The 24,322-nt window shown below is 75.0% G+C and carries 10 protein-coding genes; 2 read left to right on the top strand and 8 right to left on the bottom strand.

Annotation, left to right across the window (positions count from 1 at the left end; translation table 11 throughout):
* Position 1: 1 nt before the first annotated feature.
* The 3 genes from ABZ945_RS23375 to ABZ945_RS23365 all read right to left on the bottom strand — a co-directional run bounded on the left by ABZ945_RS23375 (position 2) and on the right by ABZ945_RS23365 (position 3,539).
* Positions 2 to 2,308, bottom strand: coding sequence for an NHLP family bacteriocin export ABC transporter peptidase/permease/ATPase subunit (locus ABZ945_RS23375; protein ID WP_361272738.1), 2,307 nt, complete (start codon positions 2,306 to 2,308; stop codon positions 2 to 4).
* Positions 2,305 to 3,114: an HlyD family efflux transporter periplasmic adaptor subunit gene (locus ABZ945_RS23370; protein WP_361272735.1), complete on the bottom strand. Its 810-nt coding sequence runs from the start codon at positions 3,112 to 3,114 to the stop codon at positions 2,305 to 2,307. The genes ABZ945_RS23375 and ABZ945_RS23370 overlap by 4 nt, the downstream gene beginning before the upstream one ends.
* 215 nt (positions 3,115 to 3,329) lie before the next feature.
* Positions 3,330 to 3,539, bottom strand: coding sequence for a type A2 lantipeptide (locus ABZ945_RS23365; RefSeq protein WP_361272732.1), 210 nt, complete (start codon positions 3,537 to 3,539; stop codon positions 3,330 to 3,332).
* Between the two features lie 610 nt (positions 3,540 to 4,149).
* Here ABZ945_RS23365 and ABZ945_RS23360 point away from each other — a divergent pair.
* Complete coding sequence (locus ABZ945_RS23360) at positions 4,150 to 4,890, top strand: beta-phosphoglucomutase family hydrolase (protein WP_361272778.1); 741 nt, start codon at positions 4,150 to 4,152, stop codon at positions 4,888 to 4,890.
* Entirely contained in the window at positions 4,887 to 7,457 is a 2,571-nt protein-coding gene (locus ABZ945_RS23355; RefSeq protein WP_361272730.1) for a glycosyl hydrolase family 65 protein, read from the top strand. Before ABZ945_RS23360 ends, ABZ945_RS23355 begins: the two co-directional genes overlap by 4 nt.
* A 56-nt stretch (positions 7,458 to 7,513) precedes the next feature.
* On the opposite strand, the gene ABZ945_RS23350 is transcribed toward ABZ945_RS23355, so the two are convergent.
* The 5 genes from ABZ945_RS23350 to ABZ945_RS23330 all read right to left on the bottom strand — a co-directional run bounded on the left by ABZ945_RS23350 (position 7,514) and on the right by ABZ945_RS23330 (position 24,222).
* A complete protein-coding gene (locus tag ABZ945_RS23350) occupies positions 7,514 to 8,155 on the bottom strand; it encodes an LUD domain-containing protein (RefSeq protein ID WP_361272727.1) in 642 nt (213 codons plus the stop codon).
* Positions 8,152 to 9,600, bottom strand: a complete 1,449-nt coding sequence (locus tag ABZ945_RS23345; RefSeq protein WP_361272724.1) for a lactate utilization protein B — start codon at positions 9,598 to 9,600, stop codon at positions 8,152 to 8,154. Before ABZ945_RS23345 ends, ABZ945_RS23350 begins: the two co-directional genes overlap by 4 nt.
* Positions 9,597 to 10,319: a (Fe-S)-binding protein gene (locus ABZ945_RS23340; RefSeq protein WP_361272721.1), complete on the bottom strand. Its 723-nt coding sequence runs from the start codon at positions 10,317 to 10,319 to the stop codon at positions 9,597 to 9,599. Before ABZ945_RS23340 ends, ABZ945_RS23345 begins: the two co-directional genes overlap by 4 nt.
* Positions 10,320 to 10,381: 62 nt before the next feature.
* A complete protein-coding gene (locus ABZ945_RS23335) occupies positions 10,382 to 12,349 on the bottom strand; it encodes a DUF2264 domain-containing protein (protein ID WP_361272718.1) in 1,968 nt (655 codons plus the stop codon).
* A 113-nt stretch (positions 12,350 to 12,462) separates the two neighbouring features.
* Positions 12,463 to 24,222, bottom strand: coding sequence for an amino acid adenylation domain-containing protein (locus ABZ945_RS23330; RefSeq protein ID WP_361272715.1), 11,760 nt, complete (start codon positions 24,220 to 24,222; stop codon positions 12,463 to 12,465).
* Between the last annotated feature and the right edge of the window lie 100 nt (positions 24,223 to 24,322).

Here is a 24,322-nt window from a genome sequence, read left to right as displayed (position 1 = left end):
CTCAGTGCTCCCGGACCAGGGCGGCGTACGGGCCGCCGGCCGCCAGCAGGTCGGCGTGGCGGCCCCGTTCCACCACCGTGCCGTGCTCCAGGACCACGATCTCGTTGCTGTCGCGGACCGTGGAGAGCCGGTGGGCGATGACCACACAGGCGCAGCCGCGCCGCCGCAGGTTGTCCATCACGGCCTGCTCGGTGCGCGCGTCCAGGGCGCTGGTCACCTCGTCCAGCACCAGCACACTGGGCCGGCGCACCAGCGCGCGGGCGATCTCCAGCCGCTGGCGCTGGCCGCCGGAGAAGTTCCGGCCGTCCTGCTCGACCCGGGCCCGGATGCCGCCCGGCCGGCGGGCCACCACCTCGTCGTACACCTCGGCGTCCCGCAGCGCGGCGACCACCTCCTCGTCCGGGACGGACGGGTCCCACAGCGCCACGTTGTCCCGGACGGTGCCCTCGAAGAGGAACACCTCCTGGTCGACGAAGTAGACCGAGGCGGCCAGCGAGCCGCGCGGGATCTCCGCCAGCGGGCGGCCGTCGATCCGGACGGCGCCCTCCCAGGGCGCGTACAGCCCGGCCAGCAGCCGGGACACGGTGGACTTGCCACTGCCCGAACCGCCCACCAGCGCCACCTGCCGACCGGGGCCGACCAGCAGCGAGAAGTCCGTCAGCAGCGGCGGGTCCAGCGGGCTGTAGCCGAAGGACACCCGCTCCAGTTCCACCGCGCCGCGCAGCCGCCGCACCGGGTCGCCCGAGGGGGAGCGCCGGTAGAGGGCGTCGGCGGGGAAGGCCTCCACGTCCTTGAGCCGGGCCACATCGGCGGCCAGGTCCTGCACCCGGCCGGCCACTCCGCCCAGCCGGGCGATCGGCGCGGTGAACCGGGTGACCAGCGCCTGGAAGGCGACCAGCAGCCCCACCGACAACTGCCCCTCCACCGCCCGCAGTCCGCCGATCCACAGGATCAGCCCGCTGTTGAGCGCGGCCAGTGTCGGCGCGACCACGGCGAGTGCGGCGCTGGGCACCCCGAGCCGCTGCCGCACCTCCATGGTGGCCGCGTGCTGCCCGGCCCAGCGGCGGAAGTAGCCGTCCTCGCCGCCGGTCGCCTTCATGGTCTCGATGAGTTGGAGCCCGGAGTAGGCGGTGTTCGCCAGCCGGGCGCTGTCCGCCCGCAGCTTCTGGGTGGGGGTGGCGCGCAGCCGCACCACGATCCGCAGCGCCACCAGGTTGAGCAGCGCCACCCCGACGCCGACGAGGGTGAGTTGGGGGTCGTAGGAGTAGAGCAGCAGCGCGTAGAGCACCACCACGACCCCGTCCACCCCGGCGGCGGCCAGATCGCGGGCCAGGGTCTCGGCGACCGTGTCGTTGGACTGGAGCCGCTGCACCAGGTCGGCCGGGCCGCGCTGGGCGAAGAAGGTCACCGGCAGCCGCAGCAGATGCCGCAGGAACCGGGCGCTGCCCAGGGTGGAGGAGATCAGCCGCCCGTGCAGCAGGTTGGTCTGCTGGAGCCAGGTCAGCACGGCGGTCAGCGCCACCGCGGCCGCCATCCCGGTGAACAGCACCGGGAGTACGGAGTCCTGGCCGCCGATCAGGAAGTGATCGATATACGTCCGGCTGAGGGCGGGCACCGCCGCGCCGACGAGCACCAGCAGCAGACTGGCGACCAGGGCGGCCAGCAGGGTGGCGGTGGTACCGCGCAGCCGCGCGGGCATCGCGCCGAGGACGCTGGGCGGGCGGCCGCCGCGCCGGAACTGAGCGGTCGGCTCGAAGACCAGGGCCACCCCGGTGAAGGAGGTGTCGAACTCCTCCTCGGGGACCAGCCGGCGGCCCCGCCCGGGGTCGTTGACCCACACCCCGCGGCGGCCGAGCCGGCGGCCGGGGCCGTCGTAGACGACATAGTGGTTGAACTCCCAGAAGAGGACGGCGGGGGCCGCGACCTCGGCCAGCGCGGCCGGTTCCATCTGCATGCCCTTGGCCGCCAGCCCGTGCGCTCGGGCCGCCTTCAGCAGATTGCTCGCCCGGGAGCCGTCCCGGGACACCCCGCAGGCGATCCGCAGCTCCTCCAGCGGGACATGTCTGCCGTGGTGGGCGAGCACCATGGCGAGGCAGGCGGCCCCGCACTCCACGGCCTCCATCTGGAGGATGGTGGGGGTGCGGACGGTACGCCGGAGGGTGCGGCGGCCGGGCGCGGCGCGGCGGCCGGAGGCGGTCCGGTGGCCGGTGTCGGCACGGCGGCCGGTGTCGGCACGGCGGCCGGAGACAGCACGTCGGCCGCTGGGAGTCCGGTGCGGGGTGGGGGTGGGGGCGCGGTGCGCGGTCACGGCAGGAGCCAGTCGATCGGGTGCTGGTCGGGGAGGTGTACGGAGCCGGAGGCGAGCGTCATCGACTCCAGCGGGCGGCCCGGCCCGTCCGAGGCCGACCAGGCGTAGCCGGACGCGGTCCTCGGCGCCTCGGTCAGCCGGACCAGCACGGCCACCGGACGTCCGTCCCGGGAGAGTTCGGCGGCCAGTTCGCCGCTGCCGAGGAAGGCGGTGATCCGCTGCCGGGACTGCGGGGTGCGCCCGACCTCCCGGACCTGTCCGCGCAGCACCCCGTAGCGCTGGACGGGGGCAGAGTCCACGGTGAGGTCCACGGCGGCGCCGGGGGCCAGCGAAGCCGCACGGTCGGCCGGGACGTACACCACGGCGGTCAGCGGGTCGTCGGGGTGCGCCACCCGTTCCACCGAGGCCAGGTCGGCGCCGGTGGTGACCACGGTGCCGATGCCGGAGGCGAGCGCGGTGACCCGCCCGGGAGCCGGCGCCCGCACCACCGAGCGGGCCCCCTCGGCGGTTCGCAGCTCGAAGAGCGGGGCGCCCTGGGCCACCCGGTCCCCCTCCTCAACGAGTGCCCCGGTCACCTGGCCGGTCACCGGGGACTGGAGGACATAGCCGCCCTGGCCGTGGGTGAGCACGGCGGGCGCGCGCACGGTGGCCGAGACCGTGCCGGTCACCGCCCAGAGAGCGGCGGCGGCCACCGCGAGCAGGGTCACGGAGAGTACGAGCAGCCCCTGCGGGCGGGCCAGCCGGACCGGCAGATCGATTTCCTCGGGCGACTGCAACCGGGAAAGGGCCTGTTGGCGGAATTGCACGGATGGTGTTCCAGGGCTGTGGAATGTGACGGCGGGCGGCCGTGGAGAGGAAGGCGGGGTGAAAGTGCTGAATTCCGGGAGGTGATAACGGGAGGAGTGTGGCGGAATTTCCGGGCGCGGGCCGCCGCTATGGCGGTAGGGGTGGGCGGCCGGCGGCGGCGACGGCCATGGTGGGGTGCGTCGTCGCCGCCGGGGGCCGCCCGGGAGGGTCTCCCTCAGAGGCCGGCCGCGAAGTTGGCCGCACCCGTGGTGTTCAGGCCGGTGAGGCCGTCGACCGTGCCGGTCAGGTCGCCGACGGTGCCGGAGACCGGGACCACCGAGTCGACGGTGCCCACGACGTTGCCGACGAGGCCGCCGACCAGACCGCCGGACACGTTGTCGAGGTCGGCGTCGGAGATCTCCTGGGTCTGCAGCTGGTGGTTCATGGGGTTCCCTTCACATGGATGAATGCGGATGACACGAATGACGCGAGTGACGCACAAGAGGTCGCCCGCCGGTATTTCTCCGCGGCGGCCTCGGTGCGAAGGATCAAAGCACGGGTAAGCGTCCGCCAGCCAATCCGCCGGACTGCCCGGGAGGGGAATTCGGGCGGACCGGTCACGGCGGTGTGCGGAAGCGTCCATGGGGCGGTGGCGAATTCTCCACATGAGGGTCGGGGGAGTGGTGGCGGCGGTGGTTCCCGAGTCGTTCCGGAAGGGGACATTCCGGTACGTGGGAGCGGGCGGGGGGCGGGTCGGCGCCGGGGCTCCGCGCGGAGAAGGGGGCCGCCCTGTGACGTCTGTACATTCGCTGTGGAGATCCGCTGAAGGGCGCGGACCGTGCCCGGGCCGGCCCTCACCCGAACGGCGGACACGCGGAGTCTTCGTACGCCTACACCGCTTCCGGCCGGGCACTCGCCGGGGTCCATGAGACGTCCGCGGTCGCAGTCCGCGGCCCGGAGGGAGGCGCCCGATGACCGCTCGCGCGGCGGATGGACCGAGCAGACCCGCCCATGGACCGCACGGGGCCGACGGCGGCCCGCACGGGCTGGCCGAGATGCAGGCCGTGGTGTTCGACACCGACGGGGTCATCACCGACTCGGCCCGGCTGCACGCCGCCGCCTGGCAGGCCGCCTTCGACGACTGGCTGACTGCTCACCCGCCCGCCGACCCCGCCAAGCGCGGCCCCTTCGACCCGGTCGCCGACTACACGCGATATGTGGACGGCAAGTCCCGGCTCGACGGCGCCGCCGCCTTCCTGGCCTCCCGGGTGCCGGAGCCGGACCGCGCCACCGTGGAGGCGGTCGCCGCCGACAAGGAGCGCCGCTACACCGCGCTGCTGCGCGAGCGGGGCGCCGACGCCTTCCCCGGCACCGTGCTGCTGCTGCGCGAGCTGCGCCGTACGCGTACCCCGCTGGCCGCCGCCTCCGCCTCCCGGCACGCCCGGGCGGTGCTCGCCTCCGCCCATGTCCTCGGGCTCTTCGACGCCCTGGTGGACGGGGTGGAGTCGGCCCGTCTGGGGCTGCCCGGCAAGCCGCAGCCCGCGCTCTTCCTGGAGGCGGCCCGGCGGCTCGGCGTCCCACCCGGCCGCTGCGCCGTGGTGGAGGACGCCACCGCCGGGGTCGCGGCCGCCCGGCGCGGCGGCTTCGGCCTGGTCGTCGGGGTGGACCGCAGCCCCGGCCAGGAGCTGGCAGCCGAGCTGCGCCGGCACGGCGCCGACCTGGTCGTGTCCGACCTCTCCGCGCTGCTGCCCGAGCCCCCGGCCGCCCGGCCGTACCCGCCCGGGACACCCCGGTGAGCAGCGACCACCGGGCCTGGACCTGGGAGTACGAGGGGTACGCCGCCGAGCGGCAGAGCCTGCGCGAGTCCCTGTGCACCCTGGGCAACGGCTACTTCGCCACCCGCGGCGCCCTCACCGAGTACGGCGCCGACGGCACCCACTACCCGGGCACCTACGCGGCCGGCTGCTACAACCGGCTCACCTCCGAGGTCGCCGGTCGCACCGTCGAGAACGAGGACATCGTCAACCTGCCTGACTGGCTGCCGCTGCGCTACCGCGTCCTGGACCAGACCCCGCCCCGGGAGCGGGAAGCGGACCGGGACGCGGCCGTTCAGGATCCCGGTCATGGGCCGGATCCCGGTCATGGGCCGGACTCCGGTCATGGGCCGGACTCCGGTCATGGGCCGGACCCCGGTCAGGGGCCGGTACGGGCGGCCGCCTCCGGCGACTGGCTCGGCCCCGCCGACGAGACGGTGACCGACCACCGGATGACCCTGGACCTGCGCCGCGCCATCCTGCACACCCGCACCCGCTACCAGGACGGCGAGGGCCGGCGGCTCACCGTCCGGCAGCGGCGGATCGTCCATATGGCCGACCCCCATCTCGCCCTGCTGCGCACCGAGTTCACCGCCGAGAACTGGGCCGGCACCATCGAGGTGGAGGCCGCCCTGGACGGCACGGTCGCCAACACCGGGGTCGCCCGCTACCGGCAACTCGCCGCACAGCACCTGGTCGACGTCCACACCGGCGACGCCGACCCGGCCAGCGACCCCGGCACCCTCTGGCTGCGCTGCCGCACCAGTACCTCCGACATCCGGATCGGCCTGGCCGCCCGTACCACCGTGGCGCCCGCCAAGGCCGCCGTCCAGCGCAGCACCCACCACCCCGACCGCCAGGGCGTCCAGCGCATCACCCTGGACCTGCGCCCCGGGCACCCGGTCACCGTCGACAAGTGCGTGGCCCTGCACACCTCCCGCGACGCCGCGATCAGCGACCCGCTGCACGCCGCCGTGGACCGGGTGCGCCGCGCCCCGGACGCCGACGCGCTGCTCGCCTCGCACCGCACCGCCTGGGGCCAGCTGTGGCGGCGGGCCGAACTGGAGGTCCCCGACGAGGCGGGGCGCATCCTGCGGCTGCACCTCTTCCACGTCCTCCAGACCCTCTCCCCGCACATCGCCGACCTGGATGTGGGCGTGCCGGCCCGCGGGCTGCACGGCGAGGCCTACCGGGGCCATGTCTTCTGGGACGAACTGTTCGTGCTGCCCTATCTGAACCTGCACTTCCCCGAGGTGTCCCGGTCGCTGCTGACCTACCGCCACCGCCGCCTCCAGCAGGCCAGGTTCGCGGCCCGGGATGCCGGCTGCACCGGGGCGATGTACCCGTGGCAGTCCGGCAGCGACGGCCGCGAGGAGACCCAGCGGCTCCACCTCAACCCGCGCTCCGGCCGCTGGCTGCCCGACCACTCCCATCTCCAGCACCATGTCGGCTCCGCCATCGCCTACAACGTGTGGACCTACTGCGAGGCCACCGGGGACAGCGAGTTCCTGCACACCAAGGGCGCCGAGATGATGCTCCAGATCGCCCGCTTCTGGGCCGGGCGCGCCACCTTCGACCCCGAGCTGGACCGCTACCGCATCCGGGGCGTGATGGGCCCCGACGAGTACCACGACGCCTACCCCGACGCGGTACGGCCCGGCCTGGACGACAACGCCTACACCAATGTCACCGCCTCCTGGGTGCTGGCCCGCACCCTGGAACTGCTGCGCGAACTGCCCGAGCCGCGCCGCCTGGAGCTGGGCGAGCGCACCGAACTGGCGCAGGGTGAGCTGGAGTTGTGGGAGGACGTGTCACGGCGGCTGCATGTCCCCTTCCATCAGGGCGTGATCAGCCAGTTCGAGGGCTTCGGCGAGCTGGCCGAGCTGGACTGGGAGGGCCTGCGCCGCCGGCACGGCGACATCCGCCGGCTGGACCGGGTGCTGGAGGCCGACGGCGACACCGTCAACCGCTACCAGGCCTCCAAGCAGGCCGATGTGCTGATGCTCGGCTACCTCTTCCCGCCCGCCGAGCTGAAGGCGCTGTTCGCCCGGCTCGGGCACACCCTGGACGACGCGGCCTGGGGGCGGACCGTCGACTACTACCTGCGCCGCACCAGCCACGGTTCCACGCTCAGCGGGCTGGTGCACGGCTGGGTGCTGGCCCGGGTGCGCCGCAAGGAGGCCTGGCAGTTCTGCCAGGAGGCGCTGGAGGGCGATATCGCCGACCTCCAGGGCGGCACCACCGGCGAGGGCATCCACCTGGGGGCGATGGCCGGCACCCTGGACCTGGTGCAGCGCGGGCTGACCGGACTGGAGACCCGCGCGGGCCGGCTGCGACTGGACCCGGTGCCGCTGCCGGAGCTCTCCGCGTACGACGTCAGCCTGCGCTATCTGGGCCACTGGGGCGTGCGGCTGCGGATGACCCCGGGCGGGCTCCATGTCGCCGTACCGCCGGACGGCGGCCGGTCCCCGGTCGAGGTGGAACTGGCCGACGGCCGCACCGTGGCGGTGGAGCCGGGACGCTCCTACGACCTGCCGCTGCCGGACTGACGACCCGCCGGTCGTGCTCCTACGGCCTCCCGCTGCCGGACTGAGGCCCGCCCCGGTCAGGTGCTCAGCAGGATGACCTCCAGGGTGCGCGGGCCGTGCACGCCCTCCACCCGGTCCAGCTCGATGTCGCTGGTGGCAGAGGGCCCGGAGATCCAGGTCAGCGGACGCCCCGGGGTGAGCCGGGGCAGGGCGAGCGGCACCGAGGCGACCAGCTGCTCCGGCACCCGTACCACGCACAGATGCAGGTCCGGGACGAGCGTCAGCGCCCGGCGGCCCTGCCCGGCACCACCGTCAAGCACCAGGGTGCCGGTCTCCGCGATGGCCAGCGCGCAGCCGGTCACCACCGCGTCCACCGCGTCGAGTTCACGGGCGCCGAGCGGGCCGGCCGCCCGGTCGTCGGGGTGCCGTTCGGCCCCGGTCTCCGCCAGCCAGTGGGCCGGCAGCCCCGGTGGCACCGCCACCGACCGGGCACCCCGCTCGGCCAGCAGCCGCGCCACCAGCCCCGGCAGCCCGGCCGGTCCCGTGCGGTGGACCCGCGCCCGGTAGTCGGCCAGGTTCTCGTGCAGCAGGTCCACCAGGGTGGCCGGGTCGTCGGCGGGCGCGTGGGCGGTGAGGTAGTCCCTGGACGGCTCGGGGGCCTCGGGTGCCCCGGCGTTGGCCGTCCGGATCCGGGCCAGGATCCGCTCCCGCGCGCTCACGACCCCTCCTCCCCGTCCCGGGCGCGCCGCCGCCACCATTCGCGGAACGACCGCTCGGGCAGCTCCGGCAGGCTCCGCCCGTCGGTCCAGGCGCCCGCGCCGGGCGGGCGGGCCGGATGCAGCCGCCGGGTGGCGGAGGCCAGCCGCTCGCCCGCGGCCAGCGCGGCCGGATGGTCGAACACCCAGGTGGCCGCCGCCATCGCGGCCCGCTCCAGCCGGTGCCCGGAGCGGTGCGGGGAGCCGCCCTCCGCCACCACCCGCTCGCGCAGCGCCACCAGCACTTCCGGGATGTCGATGGCCACCGGGCACACCTCGTAGCAGGCCCCGCAGAGCGAGGAGGCATACGGCAGTGAGGCATCCAACTCACTGACTGTGCCCCGCAGTTGCGGGGTGAGGATGGCGCCGATCGGGCCCGGGTACACCGAGCCGTAGGCATGGCCCCCGGCCCGCTCGTAGACCGGGCAGACATTGAGGCAGGCCGAGCAGCGGATACAGCGCAGCGCCTGCCGCCCGGTGGCGTCGGCCAGCGCGGCGGTACGGCCGTTGTCCAGCAGCACCAGATGGAAGGCACGCGGCCCGTCGCCGTCCGCGGTGCCGGTCCACATACTGGTGTACGGGTTCATCCGCTCGGCCGTGGAGGAGCGGGGCAGGGTCTGCAGGAACACCTCCAGATCCCGCCAGGTCGGCACCACCTTCTCCACGCCCACCACCGAGATCAGCGTCTCGGGGAGGGTCAGGCACATCCGGCCGTTCCCCTCCGACTCGACCACCACCAGGGTGCCGGTCTCCGCCACCATGAAGTTGGCCCCCGAGATCCCGACCTTCGCCCGCAGGAACTTCTCCCGCAGATGGAGCCGGGCCGCCTCCGCCAGCTCGGCGGGCTCGTCGGTCAGCCCCTCCGGGGCCGGGCGGCCGAAGTCCCCCATCCGGCTCCGGAAGATGTCCCTGACCTCGCCACGGTTGCGGTGGATCGCCGGCACCAGGATGTGCGAGGGCCGATCGTCCCCCAACTGCACGATCAGCTCGGCGAGATCGGTCTCATAGGCGGCGATCCCGGCCGCCGCCAGTGCCTCGTTGAGCCCGATCTCCTGGGTGGCCATCGACTTGACCTTGACGACCTCCCGCTCCCCGGTGGCCTCGACCAGCTCCGTGACGATCCGGTTGGCCTCCTCGGCGTCCTCGGCCCAGTGCACGGTGCCGCCCGCCGCGGTCACCGCCTCCTCCAACCGGAGCAGATAGGTATCCAGCTGCCGCAGGGTCCGGTCCTTGATCTCCTTGCCGGCCTGGCGCAGCTGCTCCCAGTCGGTCAACTCGGCCACCGCGCGCTCCCGTTTGGCGCGGATGGTATGGGTGGCGTGCCGCAGATTGGCCCGCAGCACCGGGTCCGCCACCGCGGACCTGGCTGCCTCGGGGAAGGTCGGCATACCGAGAAACGTCCCGCTCATCGCAGCGGCTCCTCCTCCGTGCTCGCCAGGATCTCCGCGAGGTGCACGGTCCGCAGCCCCGCCGCCCGCTCACCGCCGGTACGGGCCCTGACGCCCTCCAGATGCATCAGACAGGAGTTGTCCGCCCCGCACAGCACCTCGGCCCCGGTGGCCACGGCGGCGCCCACCTTGTCCCGGCCCATCGCCACCGACACCTCCGGGTTCTTCACCGCGAAGGTGCCGCCGAAGCCGCAGCACTCCTCCGCGCCCTCCAGCTCCACCAGCTCCAGCCCCTTCACCGCAGCCAGCAGCCGCCGCGGCCGGTCGCCGAGCCCCAGCAGCCGCAGCCCGTGACAGGACGGGTGGTACGTCACCCGGTGCGGGAAGACGGCGCCCACGTCCACCACCCCCAGCACATCCACCAGGAACTCCGACAGCTCGTACACCCGCGGCCCGAGCCCCGGTTCGCCCAGCCCGGCGTAGTGGGCGCGCACCATCGCCGCACAGGAGCCGGAGGGGGTGACCACATGGCTGTAGCCGTCGAACGCCCTGGCGGTACGCCGGGCCAGCCGCCGCGCCTGCTCGCGATAGCCCGAGTTGTACTGCGGTTGCCCGCAGCAGCTCTGCGCCGCCGGAAAGTCCACGGCCACCCCCAGCCGCTCCAGGATCCGCACCACGGCGATCCCGGTGGCCGGGTACACCGCGTCATTGACGCAGGTGACGAAGAGCGCGACCCGCACGGCGGCGGCTCCCTTCCGAGGTCCGGAGCATGCCCGGAGTCCGGTGGTTCCCCTCGATCATCTCAGTCCGGTGGCGGCGGTACGGGATCGTGGCCGACGGCGAGCGGGTCGAAGGCGATACGGGTCACCGCGCCCACGCCCTCGGGGGCCCAGCGCACCGACACCCCTTCCGCGTCGGCGTGCAGCACCTCCGCCGCACCGGCCAGCTGTGCCGGGGCCTCGATACCGGTGAGGGAGGCGAGAGCGACCAGCACTCGCGGCGCCCCGCCCGCCTCCACGGGCCCGGCGGTCAGCCGGGGGAGCACCGCCCAGGGGGTGAACGCCGTGCCGGCGGGCGCGCGGACCTCGTCGGGTCCGGCCCAGCCGGAGAGGCCGTGCAGTTGGGAGGTGAGCGGCTGGTCCGGGCCGGTGGCCCAGCCGGTCAACCGGAGCCGGGCGCCCGGCGGAAGGCCCGTCACACGGTGCACCCGCAGCTCGTACCGCCCGTACGCCACCGTCACGCTCACCACCTCCAGGTCCGGCGGCAGCGGCCGACCGGCCGGGAAGACCGGCCGGTGCGCGGAGGCGGCCCAGCCCCAGCCCTCCCCGCCGCCCGCGCCCAGCGGCCGGATCCGGCAGCGCACCGAGGCCGCCCCGGCCACCTCCACGGCCAGATGGTTGTCCGGCGCGTTCCCTTCGGCGGTCGGCCCGGTCGCGGTGGAGTAGGCGAACCGCCCGTACAGCGGGTCCGACCCGGCCGCGGTGTCCCCGGTCCAGGGGGCGACCGCGTCACTGCCGTGGTTGTGCAGCCGGGCCACCCCGTCCGCCCCGGTCGTCTGCACCAGCAGCCCCGGCCCCGGCAGCGCCAGCACCCGGTCCGGGCCCTCCACCGGCCCCGCCCCTTCCACGGTTGTCCACAGCGGATGCTCCGGCCCGGCCAGCAGCGCCACGAACGCCTTGGAGGCCCAGTAGGGCGACGCAGGGCCCGAGTAGGACTGGAGGGTCGGCGGATGCGGCCCGTACCAGCCGGGCGTCAGCAGCCCGACTTGCCTGTCCACCGTGCCCCGGTCCAGGAAGTGGCGCAGACAGCCGCTCAGCAACCGCCGCGAGACCCCCGGCGCCAGCGGGGTGTACCCGGTGACCGCGCCCGCGCCCACCGCCGCGCCCGCCGCGAACCGGTACGCCAGCGAGCGGCCGAAGTACACCGGCGCCCCGTCGGCGCCGAACAGCGAGCTGTAACCCCGCAGATGCTCGCGCAGTCGCTCCCCGTAGCGAGCGAGCATGGCCGTGTCGTCCGCCAGATGGGCGTGCAGCACCGGATAGAGGTGCAGTGCCCAGCCGTTGTAGTGGTCGAACGCCCGCCCCTCGCCGTCCGCGTACCAGCCGTCCCCCCGGTACCAGCTCTCCAGCAGCCCGAGCCCCCGCTCGACGGCCCGAGCGGTCTCGGCGTCGCCGCGCCCCACCGACTCCAGGAACCCGGCGACGGTCAGCGGGAAGAGATACCAGTTGTTGGGCGCCGGGGTGTGCCGCAGCGCCCCGCGCAGCCAGGCCTCGGCCCGGTTCCGAACGCCGTCGTCCAGCCGGTCCCAGAGCCAGGGCCGGGTCAACCGCAGCCCCAGCGCCACCGAGGCGGACTCCACCATCGGCTGGCCGCCCACCCCGTGGTCCAGGATCTCCGGCCAGGACTCGGCGTCCTCCCGCCCGGGGTGCAGGGTGCCGGCCGCCAGCCCGTCCGCGTACCGGCCGAGCAGCCCGTACGGATCCTCGCCGCCCGCCCCGGCCACCCGGAAGGCTGCCGCGAGAAAGGTCCGGGCGTACCCCTCCAGCCCGTCGGAGCGCACCCCCGAGACGGAGGGGCGTCCGGGCAGGTCCAGCAGCGCCCCGCCCGGCGTCGCCCACCGCCAGGCCGCCCGCACCAGCCCGTCGGCGGCGGCCTCCCAGTGGGCGCGGGTGTAGCCGGTGTACGGGCTGAGAGCCCGGTCCTCGCCGGGCAGCCGCAGCAGCTGCGCCGCGCCCCCCGGATGCTCGCCCCTCCTGGATGTACCGGTCATACCGGAACCAGCCTCCCCGCCGTACGGATGGCCGCCTGTGGGACCGGCGACGGGGAGATCGTGATCGACCGATCGGGTAGCGGTCAAGAGCGAGCGGCGAGATGATCGAACGATCATCGGGGAGGGGATTCCTGGTGGGCGGCCCTCACCTCCGCCACCAACTCCGGTCCAAGGGTGTGGCCCAGCAGATGCAGGGGCCCTGCCACCACCCCGGAGTGCTCCACCACCTCCCAGTGGGCGAGGGCGGCCGCCGGGTCCACCAGGCCGTGCACCGGTGGAAGGCCGGGGTCGGCGGCGTGCAGCAGTGACTCCACCCGGCAGGAGGCAAGCGTGCCCTCGATCCACGGCTGGGCCAGATAGCCGGCCGCTGCGGCCGCCGGAAGGTCCTCGGCGACCTCCCGGCTCACCTCGCCGAGGTGCAGCAGCCCACCGCCCAGGACCAGGACATCCCGGCGCTCCCGCATCCGGGCCAGCGCCCGGCCGGTGTCGAAGCAGTGCGGAAAGGAGTCGTCCACCACGATGGTGCCCGGCGCCAGCCGGTCCACGTCCAGCAGGGTGGCGGAACCGCTCACCGCCGTGACCAGCAGCCCGGCCCCGTACACCGCGTCCGGCAGGGCGGGCCGGGACTCCACCACCTCTACCTCACCCGCCAGGCCGCGCTCCCGTAGCCGCCGCGCCAACCGCTCCAGCCGCGCACCGCTGCCCGGTGCGTCGCAGAGCAGCAGCCGCCGTGGCGGCCGGGCCGCCCGGCTCAGCAGCAGCTCCAGCGAGGAGGCGCCGATCGACCCCAGCCCGACGAACGCCACCTCCAGGTCGGCCAGTTCGTGCCCGAGGGCGTCCAGCGCCGCCCGCACCGTCCGGACCACCGAGACCACGGTGGCCGCATGACCGGTCGTCACCTCCACCGTCGAGCCCGTCCCCTCCACGGCGCGCAGCACCTCGAAGCCATAGCCGGTCAGCGACGGGATCATCCCGGCCAGCGAGACACACCGGGCGCCGAGCGAGGCTGCGAGCGCCACCGCCCGGGCGGTATGACTCACCAACCCGCTGTCCTGGGCGAGTTCATCGGCGAAGAGGGGTACGCAGACGAAGCCCGAGCTGCCAAGACCGGTCCCTACCGTCTCCAGCAACCTCGGCGCACCGTCGGGAAAGAGCAGCGCGCGCAGTTCTTCCCGCCGCACGGCCTCCTCCGGCAGACCCGCCAGCCGCGCCAGATGGCCCGGGGACGGCAGATAGCCGACCAGCGCGGCGTCCATGGTGCGCCGGGTGTGGTGGGTGCCGGTGGCCCGGTCGAGGCGGTTTCGCAGCGCCTGGGCGAACTCCTCCAGGGCGGCGGGGGAGAAGGCCCTGGCGGAGCCCCGCACCGTCACCCGCAGGCCGCCGTCCTCCTCCGGCCGTACGGCCAGGAACACATCCGTCGCCGAGGAGGGCGGCGCGAACGCGCCCTCCCCGTCGTCCCAGGACACCGTCAGCGACTGCCCGGGCGGGGAGGACAGCACGGAGAAGTCCAAGAAGGTGAAGAAGAACTGCGCCGTCAGCGGCAGCCCGTCGCCGTTCCGGGGGATCACCTCCTCATGTCGGCGCGCCTCCTCGGCCTCGGCCACGACCCGCCGCAGCGCCTCCGCGAACTCCTCGTCATCATGTGCGGCGACCGCCGGGCGGACGGGGACAGCGGTGGCGAACGGGCCGAAGATCCGGTGCACATCGGGCAGCGGTCGGTCGCGGCCGCTCACCGCCAGCCCGACGATCAGGTCCGCCTGGCCGGTGAGGCGGGCCAACTGCTGGTGGTACGCGGTCAGCAGGGGTGCGTAGAGGGTCGCCCCCGCCTTCGCCGCGAGCGCCCGCAGCGCCGCCGTCCGCTCGCCGTCGAGCAGGAAGGTGGTGGAGTGGAACGGTGCGGGGGTCCGGTCCGTGCGCAGTACGGGGGGCCGGTAGGGGGCCTCCAGCGCCTCCGTCCGGGCCTGCCGTGCCGGGCCGGGGGCGGCGTTGGTCGGCAGCAGGGCGTGGTCGCGGAAGGTGGCGCGGGGGGTGGGCAGCTCGGCGGGGCGGCCCGTCGCCACGTGGTCGTAGAGCGCGGTCAGCTCCTGGAGGAGCAGCGCGGCGCTGTAGCCGTCGCCGATCAGATGGTGGGCGTGGACCAGGAGGACATGCTCACGCTCGCTGAGGCTGAGGACATGGAGCCGCAGCAGGGGCCAGGCCCAGGGTTCCAGGCGTCGCGCGCCCTCGGCCGCCGCGTACGCCTCCCCCTCGGCCTGGTCGGTGATCCGCGCGAAGGTGACCGGCAGCCGTAGCGAGGGCGGAAGCTCCTGCTGTACGGGCGGCCGGGCGCCGGCCGGGAAGACGGTACGGAGCATGCCGTGGCGCTCCACCAGCAGGTCCACCGCCGACTGGAACAGCTCGGGATCCAGGAGGCCGGTCAGCCGCAGCCGTGCCGTCCAGGAGCCGCCGCCTCCACCGGGTGCCAGCGCCTCGGCGAGCAGGAAGCCGCGCTGGACGGCCGTGACCGGGAAGGGGGTCGTGTGGTCGGCGGGTGCGACGGTGAGAGGCGTCTGCTCGGTGGTGGCCGCGTCCACCGCGGCCGCGAGTGCGGCGAGGGTGCGGTGCTCGTAGACCACGGTCGGCCGGGGGAGTGGCGACCTGATCTCGCCGAGCCGGGCGAACACCTGGAGGACGAGCAGCGAGTCACCGCCCAGCTCGAAGAAGTCGTCCTCCCGGTGGACCGCCTCGACCTCCAGCAACTCGGACCAGATCCCGCTGAGTTGCTGCTCGGTGGGGGTGGCCGGGAGGCTGGGGCCCGCGGACGTGGGGGCGGTGGCGGTCACCGCGTCCCCCGTACGGCCGGCCAGCGCGCGGCGGTCGACCTTGCCGGTGCCGGTGAGCGGCAGCTCGGCCAGCACGGTGATCCGCGAGGGGACCATATAGGGCGGGAGTAGCGTGCCCAACCGGCGGCGCACCGCGCGCGGATCCGGTTGCCCGGTGCCGGGCCGGGCGGTGACGAAGGCGAGCAGCCGGCCCTCGTGGGCGATGACCGCGACCTGGGCGAGGCCGGGATGGGTCAGCAGAGCCGCCTCCACCTCCCCGAGCTCCACCCGGTTGCCCCGGATCTTCACCTGGTCGTCGATCCGGCCGAGGAACTCCAGTACCCCGTCCGCCCGGCGGCGGACCCGGTCGCCGCTGCGGTACCAGCGACGCCCGTCCCGTACGGTGAACGCCCGTGCGGTCAGCTCGGGTTGACCGAGGTAGCCGGGGGTCAGTCCGACCCCCGCGATCAGCAGCTCACCCGGTTGTTCCGGCCCGCACAGGGCGCCGTCGGGGCCGACGACCGCCAACTCCGTACCGGCCACCGGCCGTCCGATCGGCAGGGCGCGCTCCTCGTCGGCCGGGCGGGCCGAGATAATGTGGCAGGTGGCGTTGATGGTCGTCTCGGTGGGCCCGTACAGATTGGCGATCCGCTGCCCCGCGCCGAACAGGTCGAACCAGCGGCGCACCTGGGCGGCGGACAGGGCCTCGCCCCCCACATGCACCCACCGCACCGCCGACAGATCCGGCCCCGGCCCGCCGCCGCGCACCCGTCGCTCGGCCGCCGACAGCAGTTGCTCCCACAGCGTCGGAACGGAGCTCCACACGGTGATCCGGGTCCGCTCCGCGTAGGCGAGCAGCAGTTCGGGATCGCGCAGCAGCTCCCTGGGCACGGTCACCACGGTGCCGCCGACCAGCAGCGGCGCGAGGAGCTGGCGCACCGAGGCGTCGAAGCAGGGGGACGCGGTCTGCGCCAGCCGGTCGTCGGAGGTGTAACCGAAGGTGCCGATGGCCCAGTCCAGGTAGTTCTCCATCGACCGGTGGGTGATCGGCACTGCCTTGGGGCGGCCCGTGGAGCCCGAGGTGAAGATGACATAGGCGATCGCCTCGGGGTCATGGGCGGTCGCGGGCGGGGGTGTGTCCGCCGTGGCGTCCGGCGGGCCGTCGACCGGCACCGCCCGCACTCCGTCGAAGGCCCGGGCGGCGGTCAGGGTCGGTGCATGGCACACCACCGTGGAGACCTCCGCGCGCCGCAGCTGGTCCGCCAGCCGGGTGGGCGGGTGGGACGGGTCCAGCGGGACCCAGCCGGCCCCGGCGCGCAGAATGCCGACCACGCCGACCACGGTGTCCGGGCCGGGTTCGGTGAGCAGCCCGACCAGTGCCCCGGGCCGCACCCCGGCGGCGCGCAACCGCGCGGCCAGCAGAGCGGAGGCGCGGTCCAGCTCCGCGTAGCCGAGCGCCGTGCCATCGGCGGACACGGCGGTCGCCCCGGGCGTGGCGCGGAACTGCCGGAGCAGCCGATCGACCACGCCGGACGACCGGGAAGGTACGGGGGTGGTGAGGGCGGCGGCCAGTTCGGCGCGGAACTCCTGGTCCAGTCGGGCCACCGTCTCCGGTCGGAACAGCGGCAGCGGGAAGTTCCAGGACAGTCGCAGCACGGGCCCGTCCGCCCAGCACAGCAGGCTGAGCCGGGTCGCGGCCGAGCCGGTGCCGGCCGCCTCGGCCCGTACCTCCACCGGGCAGTCGGCGGCGAGCCGGGCGGGGAAGCGGGCGAAGCTGAAGCCCGCCGGGCTCACCGTACGGGGACCACCGCCGCCGGGCAGCAGCGCGGCCAGGTCCAGGCTGCTCACGTCCGAGTGCCGCTCGCTCTCCAGCCAGCTGCCGCGCAGCCGTTGAGCGAGGGCGAGGACCGGTTCCTCGGGGGCCGTCTCGCAGAGCAGCGGAAGGGTGTCGGCGAGCGGGGCCACCAGCCGGTCCAACCCGGGGAAGCGCCCCTCCCGCCGGGCCCGGGCCACATTGACCGCGATGTCCGGGCGGCCCGTCCAGCGGGCGAGGCAGCGCACATATCCGGCCAGCAGCAGATGGAAGAGCGACACCTCGTGCTCGGCGGCCAGCCGCTCCAGGGCGGCGGTGAGGGGCGCGTCGAGCACGCCGTAATGCTGGACCAGCGGGCCCGACGGAGGCCCGTCCGGATCGCCGTCACAGGGCAGCCGCAGCGGTTCCGGCGCCCTCGCCGCCAGCCGCTGGGACCAGTAGCGGCGGTCCGCCTCCGGTGCGGTGCCGCCGGACCCCCTGCCCTCGGCGGCCACGTACGCGGCGAAGCCCGGCCCGCTCGGCGCCGGGGTCGGGTGCTCGCCCCGCGCCAGCAGGGTGTAGGTCTCCCACACCTCCTCGGCCAGCAGATTCAGGCTGTAGCCGTCGGCCGCCGTGTGGTGCGCGACCAAGAGCAGCCGAGCCAGGTCGGCGTCCTGGCGGAGCAGCAGGGCGCGTACCGGCGGCTCCGCGCTCAGGTCGAAGGGCCGGTTGCACAGGGCCGTCTCCAGCTCGGCCACCTCCCCGGCCCCGCAGGCGCGGACCTCGTACCAGGTCGGCAGCGGTGCGGCCGGTGCCGGGTACTGCACCGGCCCGTTCCCTGAGTCCTCGATCCGCAGCCGCAGCATGGGGTGCCGTTCGGCCAGTACGGCCAGGGCCCGGCCGAGCAGCTCGGTGTCCAGGGGACCTTGGACGGTCATGCGCAGATGGCCCCGGGCCGGGAGGTCCGGATACAGCCGGCTGCTGGTGTGCAGGGCGAGTTGTACGGGGGTGAGGGCGAAGGGGGCGGTCGGTTCAGCGGCCTCCAGGGACGCCCGGGGCTGCTGGGAGGCGGGCTCCGCGTCCAGGTGGACGGCCAGTTCGCGGACCGTCCGGTATTCGAAGAAGAGGGTGGTGGGCAGGGTCCGCCCGGCCCGGCGTTCGAGCCGCTTGACGAGGTCGACCGCGCCCAGCGAGTCCAGCCCCAGCGAGAGGAACGGCGCGTCGTCATCGATGGCGTGGACCGGTACGCCCAGGGACTCGGCCAGCAGTTCCCGCAGCAGCGCGGCGGTGCCGGAGGTGGCCACCGGTCCCGTGGACCTGTGCGGCGCGGGGCGCGAGGGCGGTCGGGTGTCTCGTACGCGTACCGGGCCCTCCACCGTCCGGTCGGCGAGCAGCAGTTGGGCCAGGTCCCTACCGCAGGCGTCCCGGAGCGCCGCCAGGGCCGGAGCGGTCGCCAGCGGACGGCCTCCGGCACCGGGCAGGGTGTCGGCCGTGAACCCGGCGGCCAGGCCGGTCCCGGCGAACGGCCCGAGGTTCAGCGACAACCAGGGCCGTCCGGCCTGCCGTTCGGCGGCGGCGAACGCGTCCAGGAAGGCGTTGGCCGCCGCGTAGGAGCCCAGCCCTCCCGCCAAGCCCGGCAACACCGAGGAGACCGAGGAGAAGGCCACGCACAGCCCGGGGTCCCGGCCCTGCCGCTGGAGCGCCTCGGAGAGCAGCAGGGTGCCCAGGGTCTTGGCCCCGAACGCCTCCACCGTCTCCTCCGGCTTGGTCCCGCGCAGGCTTCCGGGATGGACGGTTCCGGCCGCGTGGAAGACGGCGTCGGGGGTGGCGGGCAGGGCGGCGACCAGCGCTTCGACGTCATCGCGGGAGGTGAGATCGGCCCGGTGGTAGTGGGCGTCGGCGCCCAGCGCGGAGAGCTCTTCCAGGAGGCCCGCCGGAGGCTGCGGGGAGCGGCCGGTGAGCCGGAGCACCGGCCGGCCGCGTCCGGCGAGCTCCCGGGCCAGGGCCGAGCCGAGGCCGCCGCCACCGCCGGTGATCAGAAAGGTGCCATCGGCGGGCAGCCGACCCCGGACGGCGGGCAGGCCCACCCCCTGCGGTGCGACCGTCCGCAGCAGCCGCTGCCCACCGCGCCAGGCGGCCACCACCCCCTCCGTCTGCCGCCCCACCACCTCGGCGAGCACGGCCCGCAGCCGCTCCTCGGTGTCATCGAGGGAGCAGAGGTCGAGCCAGTCGCCCACCACTCCCGGGGACTCCGTCGGCACGGCCAGAGTCAGCCCGCCCAGCACCGACTGCGTCGGCTCCGGTCGCTCGGGGCCGTGCCCGGTGGTGTGCGCGTCCTCGGTCACCACCAGCAGCCGGTCGGCCTTGGACAGGTCGAGCAGGGCAAGGGCCTCCTGGAAGGCCGTGACCAACTCACGCTGGATGCCTACGACGTCCGCCGCCGTTGCGGGAGTGGCGGGGCCTGCCAGGAGCAGCACGGTCGCCGGGCGCGCGTCCGGGGCCGTGCTCGTCGGTATGCCGCGTTCTGCGAGCTGCCGCGTGAGCGTGTACACCGCCGCCGAGTCCGGGCCGGTCACCAGCACCGGCGCCGTATCGCCGGACGGCGGCGGAGGCGGCGGCGTCGGCTGCCAGACGACACGGTGCAGCAAGCGGGTCTCTTCGGGCCAGTGGCGGCGTCGCTGGTAGGGGTACGGAGGCAGCGGCACCCGCCGCCGCCCCGTGTTCCGTACCGGCCGGTCCAGGTGCGCCCCGCGTGCCCACAGCCGCGCCACCGTCTCCAGCAACTCACCGGCCCCACCCGCGACCTCGTCCCGGGGAGGCCCGGCCGGTGCGGAGGGCGCGGAGAGTGCGAGGACGTCCCGGCCCGCCCGCTCACCGGCGGCCGCCGCCCGGATATGACCGGTGAGGCTCTGCTGCGGGCCGACCTCCACGAAAGTGTCATAACCCTCGGCCAGCAGCCGTGCCACGGCCCGCCCGAACAGCACCGGGCGCAGCGCGTGCTCGCGCAAATGGTCCGGGTCCAGGGGTGGTTGCCACTCGGCGGTGAGGGTGCTCAGCAGGGGGATGGCCGGGGCCGAGACGGTCAGGGCGCGTGCCGCCTCGGCCAGGACCGGGGCGATCGGCTCCATCAGCGGAGAGTGGAACGCCCGGGTCACCCCCAGGGGCCGTACGGTCGCCCCGGCTGCGGTGAGCCGGGTCGCCGCCCGCTCGACCGCCTCAGCGTCGCCGGAGAGCACCAGTGCGCCGGGGCCGTTGTACGCGGCCACCGCGAGTGCGTCGGGGGCCGCCGCCAGCAGGGCCGCCACCTGCTCCTCGTCGGCCCCGCGCACCGCCGCCATCGCGCCCGGCGGGGTCGCCGTCCCCATCAGCCGTCCGCGTTCGGCCGCGAAGGTCAGGGCGTCGGCGAAGGTGAGCGCCCCTCCGGCGCAGGCGGCCGTCAGCTCACCGACACTGTGCCCGAGCAGCGCGTCGGGCCGCACCCCCCAGTCCGCCAACTGCCGTGCCACCGCGACCCCATGGGCCACCAGCAGCGGTTGGGCCACCTCGGTCGCGGCCAGCGCCCGTGCGTTCGCCCCCGGGTCGGTGCACCACTCCCTCAACTCCCGTCCGTGCACCGGGCCGACCCGGGCGGAGGCCTCGTCCAGGGTGGCGCGGTACACCGGTGCCGTCTCATACAGCGCACGGCCCTGGCCCGGTCGCGGCGCACCCTGGCCGGGGAAGACGAAGACGGTACGGGGCCGGTGCCCCACGGTCGCCCGGACCGCCCCGGAACCGGCGGCCAGGCGGTCGCGCAGCTCGCCCGGGTCGGCGACGAGGGCGAGCCGGTGGTCCCCCTCGTCCCGGGCCATGGCCACCGCCCGGCACACCTCGGCCTCGTCCAGCTCGGGGTGTTCGCGAAGGTGGTCGAGTATGCGGGAGGCCCAGGCGTCCAGACCGGCGGGGGTGCGCGCCGAGAGCGTCAGCAGCCGTGGGGCCGAGGGCCGTTCGCCGTTCTGGTCCGGTCCGTCCGCCAGCGGCGCCTGCTCCAGCACCGCGTGGGCGTTGGTGCCGCCGAAGCCGAAGGCGTTGACCCCGGCCCTGCGGGGGCCGTTCGACGACGGCCAGGCGGTCGCCTCGGTGACCAGGGCGAACCCGGACCGCTCGACGGCGGGGGAGGGCGGCGAGGAGTGCAGCGAGGCGGGCAGCCGGCCGTGCCCGAGCGCCAGCACCACCTTCACCAGGGAGGGCAGCGCGGCCGCGTTGAGCAGATGCCCGAGGTTGGTCTTCACCGAGCCGAGCAGCCGTGGCCGGCCGTCCGCGCGGGCGGGGAAGGCATGGGCCAGGGAGCGCAGTTCGACCGGATCGCCGACGGCGGTGCCCGTGCCATGGGCCTCGACATAGCTCACGGAGGCCGGGTCGACCCCGCAGTCCCGGTACGCGCGGGCGATCACCTCGCGCTGCCGCAGCGGGTTGGGCGCCATCAGGCTCAGGCTCGTACCGTCGTTGTTGACCGCCGTGCCGCGTACGACGGCGAGCACCTGGTCGCCGTCCCGGCGGGCGTCCTCCAGCCGCCGCAGCACCAGGGCCGCGCCGCCCTCGCCGGGGACGAACCCGTCGCCCGCCGTGCTGAACGCCCGGCTGCGCCCGGTGGGCGACAGCGCCTGCGCGGCCTCCAGGGCCTGGTAGCCGTCCGGAGTGAGATGCAGATTGACCCCGCCGACGACGGCGATGTCGCACTCGCCCTCCGCCAGGCTGCGCCGAGCCAGATGCAGCGCGACCAGCCCCGACGAGCAGGCGGTGTCCACGGCGAGCGCCGGGCCGTCCAGGTCCAGGCACTGCGAGACCCGGGCGGCGATCAGGTTGGGGAGGTTGCCGGTCAACGTGGTCGCGGACGGCGGCGCGGCGGGGGCGGTCCCGGCGAGGATCTGCCGGTAGCCGCTGTCCCCGACGGCGGCGAACACCCCGATCCGCAGACCGCGTCGGCGGGGCCCGGCGTAACCGGCCCGTTCCAGGGCCTCATGGGCGAGTTCCAGGAAGATCCGGGCCTGCGGGTCCAGGGTGCGGGCCTCCTCGTCGCCGATGCCGAAGTGCTCCGCGTCAAAGGCGGCCGGGTCGGACAGGAAGGCGCCCCACCGCCCGGCGGACGGGGCTGCCGCCGCCTCGGTGCCCCAGCGGTCCGGCCGTACCTCGGTGACCTGGTCGCGGCCGGTCTCCAGCAGCTCCCAGAACTCCTCCGGAGTGGACGCGCCGGGGAAGCGGCAGGCCATCGCGACCACCGCCGCCCCCTCCTGGGAGGGCGCCGATACCCTGACCGCCGGGGCCGAGGCCCCATCCGTCGCGTTCAGCAGCTGGTCGGTCAGCGCGGCCACGGTGTCATGGCGCATCAGGGCAGGGCCCAGGGTGATCCCCAGCGCCTCCTCCAGTCCGGCCAGGACCTCCATCGCCTTCAGCGAGGTGCCCCCCAGGGCGGCGAAAGCGTCCCGGTCGCCGAACGACGCCTCGGGCAGCCCCAGCACCCGGGCCCAGACCCCGCGCACCAGCTGCCGGACCTCGGCGCGTGAGCGGGGCGGCGGGGCGACCGCCGGGGGAACGGCGGCGACCGCCGGGGCTCCGGAGGAGGCGGTGGGCCGGTAGCGGCCCTCCTCGAAGCGGGTGCGCATACGCTGCCGCTGCACCTTGCCGCTGGTGGTCCGGGGGAAGGCCGAGGGCGGCAGCGCCAGCACCCGTACGTCGTCGTGGGCCAGCGCGCTCCGCACCCGCCGCGCGACCTGGTCCAGGACCTCGGACGCGTCACCCGGGGGCCGGGCCCAGGGGACGAAGACCACCACCCGCTCACCGCCCGTCACCGGGTCCGTGGAGCCGACCACCACCGGGTGTCCCGGCGGCAGCCCGGGGGTCGCCGCCGCGACCTCCTCCATGTCCGGGGCGTGGAAGGTGCGGCCGTTGAGGAAGAGGACGTCCTTGTGCCGACCGGTGACACAGAGCCGCCCATCCCGCAGAAAGCCCAGGTCCCCGGTGCGCAACCATCGCCCGGTGCCGCCGGGGCCGTCCCAGCCACCAGCGCCGCCCGAGTCGTCGGCCACCTCACTGAAGGCCAGCGCCGTCGCCTCCGGGAGTCCGTGGTAGCCGCGGGCGAGCTGCGGGCCGCTCACCTCGATATGCCCCACCCGCCGGTCGCCCAGCAACCGCCCGGCGCCGTCCGTGATCCGGACCGAGCAGCCCGGCACCGGCGGGCCGACGTCCATCACCTCCACCGCGTCCCCGCCCGCCGCGCGTTCCACGGCCACGCCCCGGCTGAGGGCCGACCGCTCCAGGATCACCGGCACGGCCGTCTCGCCCGGCGGAGGGAAGGTGACGGCGAGGGTCGCCTCGGCCAGGCCGTAGACGGGTGTCGCCGCCCGCGGGTCCAGCCCGGCCGGGCGCAGCTTGGCGGCGAAGTCCCGCCATACCGTCGCGGAGATCGGCTCGGCGCCCACCAGGATCAGCCGCACCGCGCCGAGGTCCAGCCCGGCCAGCACCTCGTCCGGGACGCGGCGGACGGCCAGCGCCAGCGCGAAGTTGGCGGCCGACAGCACGGTGGCCTGGTGCCGGGCGGCGGTCTCGAACCACCGGGACGGGTTCTTGGCGAACGACAGCGGGCCGATCCTCACCTGCTTGGACCGGGCGGCCAGCGGTGCCAGATGGGTGCCGATCAGCCCCATATCGTGGAAGTAGGGCATCCAGCTGACCAGGACGTCCTGCTCCGTGAGGGCCGAGGCGGCGACGATCTGGCGCAGATTGGCCACCACCGCGGCATGCGTCAGCTCCACCCCCTTGGGCGCGCCGGTGCTGCCGGAGGAGAACTGGAGGAAGGCCAGGTCCTCGGGGGCCGGTACGGCGGGGGCGGCGGGTACGGGGCACTCCCGCAGCGTCTCCAGCCGCAGGACCCGCACCGGGCCGGGCAGTTCGGCGGCCAGCGGCGCGCAGCCCGCGTCCACCAGGACGGGCGGGCGGCCCAGATGCTCCCACACCGGGCCGACCCGCCGCGCGTCAGGCGCGAGTGGCACCGGCACCAGCCCGGCCGCCAGCGCACCCCAGAACATCGGCTGGAAGTCCTCGCCCCGGTCTGCCAGCAGCGGCAGACAGGTGCCGGGGGCGACCCCGGCCGCGCGCAGACCGCCCGCGACGCGCAGGGACACCTGGAGGAGCTCCCGGAAGGTGACGGCCCTCTCGGTGCCGTCCCCGCGGACATGGACGAGGACTTGCCCGGGGGACTCGTCCGCCGCGATCAGCAGGACGTCCAGGAGCGTTGCAGGAGCCATGGGTCCGTTCGTTCGTGCTCTGGTGGATCGTGTGCGGGTGAATCGTTCATGCGGCGTCGCATGGGCGCCGCGCGGCGGGCCTTCGGTAAGGAGGAGGGCG

Source organism: Streptomyces sp. NPDC046887 (assembly GCF_040644755.1).
Lineage (GTDB): Bacteria > Actinomycetota > Actinomycetes > Streptomycetales > Streptomycetaceae > Streptomyces > Streptomyces lichenis.
This window is presented reverse-complemented; position numbering and strand designations above follow the sequence as displayed.

What these genes read in the sequence shown, in the direction of transcription:
- ABZ945_RS23365 (WP_361272732.1), bottom strand. Translation starts at nt 3,539, where the DNA reads ATGAACCACCAGCTGCAGACCCAGGAGATCTCCGACGCCGACCTCGAC.
- ABZ945_RS23360 (WP_361272778.1), top strand. Translation starts at nt 4,150, where the DNA reads ATGCAGGCCGTGGTGTTCGACACCGACGGGGTCATCACCGACTCGGCC.
- ABZ945_RS23345 (WP_361272724.1), bottom strand. Translation starts at nt 9,600, where the DNA reads ATGAGCGGGACGTTTCTCGGTATGCCGACCTTCCCCGAGGCAGCCAGG.
- ABZ945_RS23335 (WP_361272718.1), bottom strand. Translation starts at nt 12,349, where the DNA reads ATGACCGGTACATCCAGGAGGGGCGAGCATCCGGGGGGCGCGGCGCAG.
- ABZ945_RS23330 (WP_361272715.1), bottom strand. Translation starts at nt 24,222, where the DNA reads ATGGCTCCTGCAACGCTCCTGGACGTCCTGCTGATCGCGGCGGACGAG.